Raw genomic sequence first — 3,963 nt, 5'->3', positions numbered from 1 at the left:
CCAACGTCGTAGAGTGCTAATAGAAACCCCCAAAGCTTGAGCGGCCTTACCTATCCCAACAAATCTATTCATAATACGTATTATTACATAGATATAAATAGATTACAAGTAAACTGTGTAAACCCACGCATTATCACCAACCCAGCAATTGCCATCATGTGATAAGTTGGCTTCCTTTTCAATAAAACCACCAAGATCACCAGCTTTAACGCTACCAAAATCTCTTAATGATCTAATGCGATAAAGAGTATAGTCACCAACTTGTTTGGTTTCATTTGTAAATTCATATTTTTTTGAGATCGTGTTCATAATGAACTCCTTTAGGATAACGTTTTGAATTGACGCCCTATAAAGACGTCGGGTGCTCAAAACACAGCCTAAAGTCTGTTGTTATGCTTTCCCCGTAAAGGTATTATATGACATAACTACACCCGACAAAATCATTATACGCTTTTAAAACATAAAAGACAGTCAGTTTTTGAAAAGCAGAGAAAGATTGTTTCGTAATCCATTCGCTTTAGGTTTAGTGTTTTGATCACTTAAGTATTTATATAACAAAATACCCATTTATTGTCAACTGTTTTATTATCTTTTTTTGACATTTTTTCTATATTTTTCAAATATATAGAGCACAAAATGCCTTATAATTTTTATCTTTTTCTTTTGACTATAGCGCCCTTTTTAGCTCTACCCTTTAATCATGATTTCGGAGCCGCGTGAGAAGGATAAAACAATCCGTTATGTTCTGGGTCAAGGACGCCGTTAGGCGCCCCGAAGGGGTTGCCTTGACCCTAAGAACATAGGATTGTTATCCCTTCGATAAATGCGGATCTGATCTCATGATTTTGGTGAGCGTACGGAGAGTTTGAGAGGCGGTAGCCTCTCATTAAAAAATAAAGTTTGTAAGTAGAAACTATTCTTATTGCCAATTTTCTGAAATTATTTTATGAATTAATCAATGTGTTGATTGCATACGCAGTGATCGACAAGGGATTAAAAGCCTTAAATTATAGCGTTAGAATTAGCTCACTATGTGGGTCTTCCCGGAGTTCCGGGAGTTTTTGTTATGTCCAGGTGCTTACCAGCACTAAAAGCAAAAAGCTGACTATAATTCAGTACTTTTAACTCCCGGAATACCAATGCGAGGGCGCTCGCAACCGGCAGGGGGGTTTTAAAGTGCAAACAAAAAATCAACATTTAAATGACATTTCTGTAGGTAAAAAAATTCGCCTCAGAAGAGAAATGTTAAAAATATCTCAAAAACAATTAGGAGATCTCTTAGGAGTAACCTTTCAACAAATCCAAAAATATGAAAAAGCTACAAACCGCATAGGAGCTGGACGTTTGCAAGAAATTGCTGACATCCTCGAGGTTGATATCTCCTTTTTTATACCGATATTTCTCCTAAAAAAAATTTTTCATACCCTGATTATGAAGGAATTTCCAATAAAGAAGAATACTTCCTTTTAAAAGGTTTTAGACAACTTAATCCTAAAAAAAAGAGAGCAATTTTGTCCTTAATTGCCGAATAAAATTTTTTAAAACGATAAACGACACTTTAACCATTTGATAAATAATCATTTAATTGCAAAAAATTTAAATATTTACTATGTATTTTGTACGTACATAATAAGTAATCATTATTTATTTTGTGTGTAATTACTATTTATATAATTTTTAATAAGGAGATTAAGAAAATCACCACCATCTTCATTAAGATCATCGGCTAAAGACCAAAATTCATCTCTTACTGTTGGTTCAAGAGCAAGTGTTAATCGTGCGGTTTTTAAGCTACGCCGTCTGCGACCACTTCCACTAGTATGTGCTTTTTCTATGCTATGACGCGTCGTAAAACCATTTTTTTGACCTATCTTGTCTAACTCTTGTTCATTTACTTTTTGTGCCTTTGTGAACGGTTGTAAATTTTCAAAATTCGGCAATGGAATTTCAGCCCTCTTTGTCATGCTACTTTACCCTTTAATAAATTTTCACGGTCCAATATTTCTACAACAGCATTAGCAAAAATCGTTGCATTTTCTTGTGCGGCTTGAGGATTATTTACATCAGAAGATGATAAATCAAAGAGAGAGCCCCCTATTTGGAAAAGAGCGCTATAAGCTCCTCTTTCCGTTAACGAAGCGTGTAAAATAGGAATATTAGCTTTTTCTAATGTTTTCTCTATATGCTGGGCTTCGCGACTGTTTAAGGCATTCGTCATTGAAAATACAATACGAAAAGGTATTTCTCTTTTAAAAAATTGACTCTGCTGTGTTATCAAAGCGATAATTTTTCCTATTTGGTCTCCATCAAGTTGTTTTTTTCTCATAGGAACTAAAACTAAATCAGCTCTTCCTATAGCAAAAGAAGCCGCAAGATTTGCAGAACCTTCAAGATCAACGATAACAAATGGAAACCGTTCTACAGCATCATCAATGCAAGAAACAATATTCTGTTCTGTAATATTTCCAGAAACTTCTATGTTATTTGGCATTGTATCCATAGATCTTTTCATCCATGTCACAAGAGGTTGATTTGGGTCAGCATCAATTAATTTTACCTTAGATCCAGCTTTAGCAAAAACATTAGCTAATACTAATGCCATTGTTGATTTTCCAACACCACCTTTTGTGGAACACATAGTAATGACTGGCATTGAGACATTCCTTATTTAGTGAATAAACACTGAATAAATAACATATATTTATTACATATTTATTAATTACAAAAAAAATATTACGTATTTTGTACGTACATAACAAATATTTATTATTTACATATTCCGATATGTAAACAGTACCAGCTTAGTTTACCTTAATTCTCCAATACTCTTGGCATGGTAATGAGTGGCTTAATTTTTGTTGGCTTGATATTTTTGCGTTCAATGAATAAGCGCAAAGTATTCACACTAACTCCTAATGTCTTAGCAATACGGCTCTGTGATAAACCAACATTTAAAGCTTATTTTGTGCGCTCTTGAATTAAATGTCTTTCAATTTGCGCTACCATACCTAAAATAGTTGCTATTTAAAAAAAGTAATTGCGAAATAAAAGCATCTCGTATATATCTCTCTTTCGGGGAGAGAGGTCGCATAAAATACCCCCCGCAGGGTTTTGGTTAATCAATCTCTTTCTCCATTCGATTAAAAAATTTTGGTTTCTTCTTTTCTTAATTTTGTTAATATTACACCATAGCAATAATTAGTTAAATTTAAAGTGGTTTTTGTATATACCGAATTCGTATTTGAAATCCGATTGTGAATCACGTAACTTAATCAAAAATACATTTACTATTTTTTGAAAATCATCCTCATCACTAAAAGAAAAACTAAAAACAAAGACGGTATAATATTAAACAATTGCATCATATCAGATGATGGCTTGTATATTGATAACATTTCTTTCATTTCTTTTGCTTCATCAGACATTGTTTCCTCCTTTTTATGGTACGATTTGTTTTGAATCTGTTTGCATGTTTAAAGCTTTGAGAACTTCATTCAATTCTGATTTGAAAAAAGAATTTTTTGATCTTTAGATTTTGTTAGCTCGTTTTTTTCATGTGCCAGCTATTCAGTTTTTCCTCAGAAGCTTTATTGAGCAAGGCATAAAAAGAACGTTCAAGATAAAGTTTTCCTTGATTTTCTTTGCCAATCATGCCTCGTAAATATCCACCTGGAGATTTCACCAATTCCCTGCAATATTTTTCGAAGATGATAGCGATAGCCAGAGCAGCTCTTTTAATTCCCATGTTTCTTTTAGCTTCTTCCACAGCGTGGGGAGAAATCCTATTCATTTTAGCTAAAAATTCCATAGATCCAATCAAATCCCTTTCCGATTGCAACCGTTCTATCAAACTTACGTAAATATTCTCATTTCTGATTACATCTACTGTTGATTTCCTGCTTCTTCGAGGCTGGTTTCACCAAAGTCACAAGACATTGGCCAGAGCCTTCCTCTCCACAGGCT

At 33.8% G+C, this 3,963-nt stretch carries 5 protein-coding genes and 3 pseudogenes; 1 reads left to right on the top strand and 7 read right to left on the bottom strand.

All coding sequences use genetic code 11. The features are described 5' to 3' along the window. On the bottom strand, positions 1-72 hold a 72-nt coding region (locus tag ABD915_RS10345; RefSeq protein WP_486303703.1), incomplete at its 3' end, for a MerR family transcriptional regulator. A gap of 45 nt (positions 73-117) precedes the next feature. Continuing rightward, positions 118-309: pseudogene (locus ABD915_RS08960) on the bottom strand (hypothetical protein); the annotation flags it as partial. 867 nt (positions 310-1,176) lie between these two features. Between ABD915_RS08960 and ABD915_RS08955 the strand changes: the two are divergent. Next, positions 1,177-1,532: pseudogene (locus ABD915_RS08955) on the top strand (helix-turn-helix domain-containing protein). A gap of 108 nt (positions 1,533-1,640) precedes the next feature. Here the strand turns inward: ABD915_RS08955 and ABD915_RS08950 are convergent. The 5 genes and pseudogenes from ABD915_RS08950 to repC form a co-directional block, all read right to left on the bottom strand. Then, positions 1,641-1,964 (bottom strand): hypothetical protein, encoded by a 324-nt coding sequence (locus ABD915_RS08950; protein WP_345117515.1) that lies wholly within the window; start codon positions 1,962-1,964, stop codon positions 1,641-1,643. After that, complete coding sequence (locus ABD915_RS08945) at positions 1,961-2,653, bottom strand: nucleotide-binding protein (protein WP_345117513.1); 693 nt, start codon at positions 2,651-2,653, stop codon at positions 1,961-1,963. Before ABD915_RS08945 ends, ABD915_RS08950 begins: the two co-directional genes overlap by 4 nt. Before the next feature lie 158 nt (positions 2,654-2,811). Further along, a pseudogene (locus tag ABD915_RS08940) lies at positions 2,812-3,024 on the bottom strand (recombinase family protein); the annotation flags it as partial. A gap of 263 nt (positions 3,025-3,287) precedes the next feature. Continuing rightward, the gene (locus ABD915_RS08935; protein ID WP_345117511.1) at positions 3,288-3,425 is read right to left on the bottom strand and encodes a hypothetical protein; all 138 of its coding nucleotides are present in this window, start codon (positions 3,423-3,425) and stop codon (positions 3,288-3,290) included. Positions 3,426-3,538: 113 nt separating this feature from the next. Further along, complete coding sequence (gene repC, locus ABD915_RS08930) at positions 3,539-3,808, bottom strand: replication initiation protein RepC (RefSeq protein ID WP_345117509.1); 270 nt, start codon at positions 3,806-3,808, stop codon at positions 3,539-3,541. Between the last annotated feature and the right edge of the window lie 155 nt (positions 3,809-3,963).

This window comes from Bartonella jaculi, assembly GCF_039543045.1.
Classification (GTDB): Bacteria; Pseudomonadota; Alphaproteobacteria; order Rhizobiales; family Rhizobiaceae; genus Bartonella; species Bartonella jaculi.
This window is presented reverse-complemented; position numbering and strand designations above follow the sequence as displayed.

What these genes read in the sequence shown, in the direction of transcription:
- ABD915_RS08935 (WP_345117511.1), bottom strand. Translation starts at nt 3,425, where the DNA reads ATGTCTGATGAAGCAAAAGAAATGAAAGAAATGTTATCAATATACAAG.
- repC (WP_345117509.1), bottom strand. Translation starts at nt 3,808, where the DNA reads ATGGAATTTTTAGCTAAAATGAATAGGATTTCTCCCCACGCTGTGGAA.
- ABD915_RS08945 (WP_345117513.1), bottom strand. Translation starts at nt 2,653, where the DNA reads ATGCCAGTCATTACTATGTGTTCCACAAAAGGTGGTGTTGGAAAATCA.
- ABD915_RS08950 (WP_345117515.1), bottom strand. Translation starts at nt 1,964, where the DNA reads ATGACAAAGAGGGCTGAAATTCCATTGCCGAATTTTGAAAATTTACAA.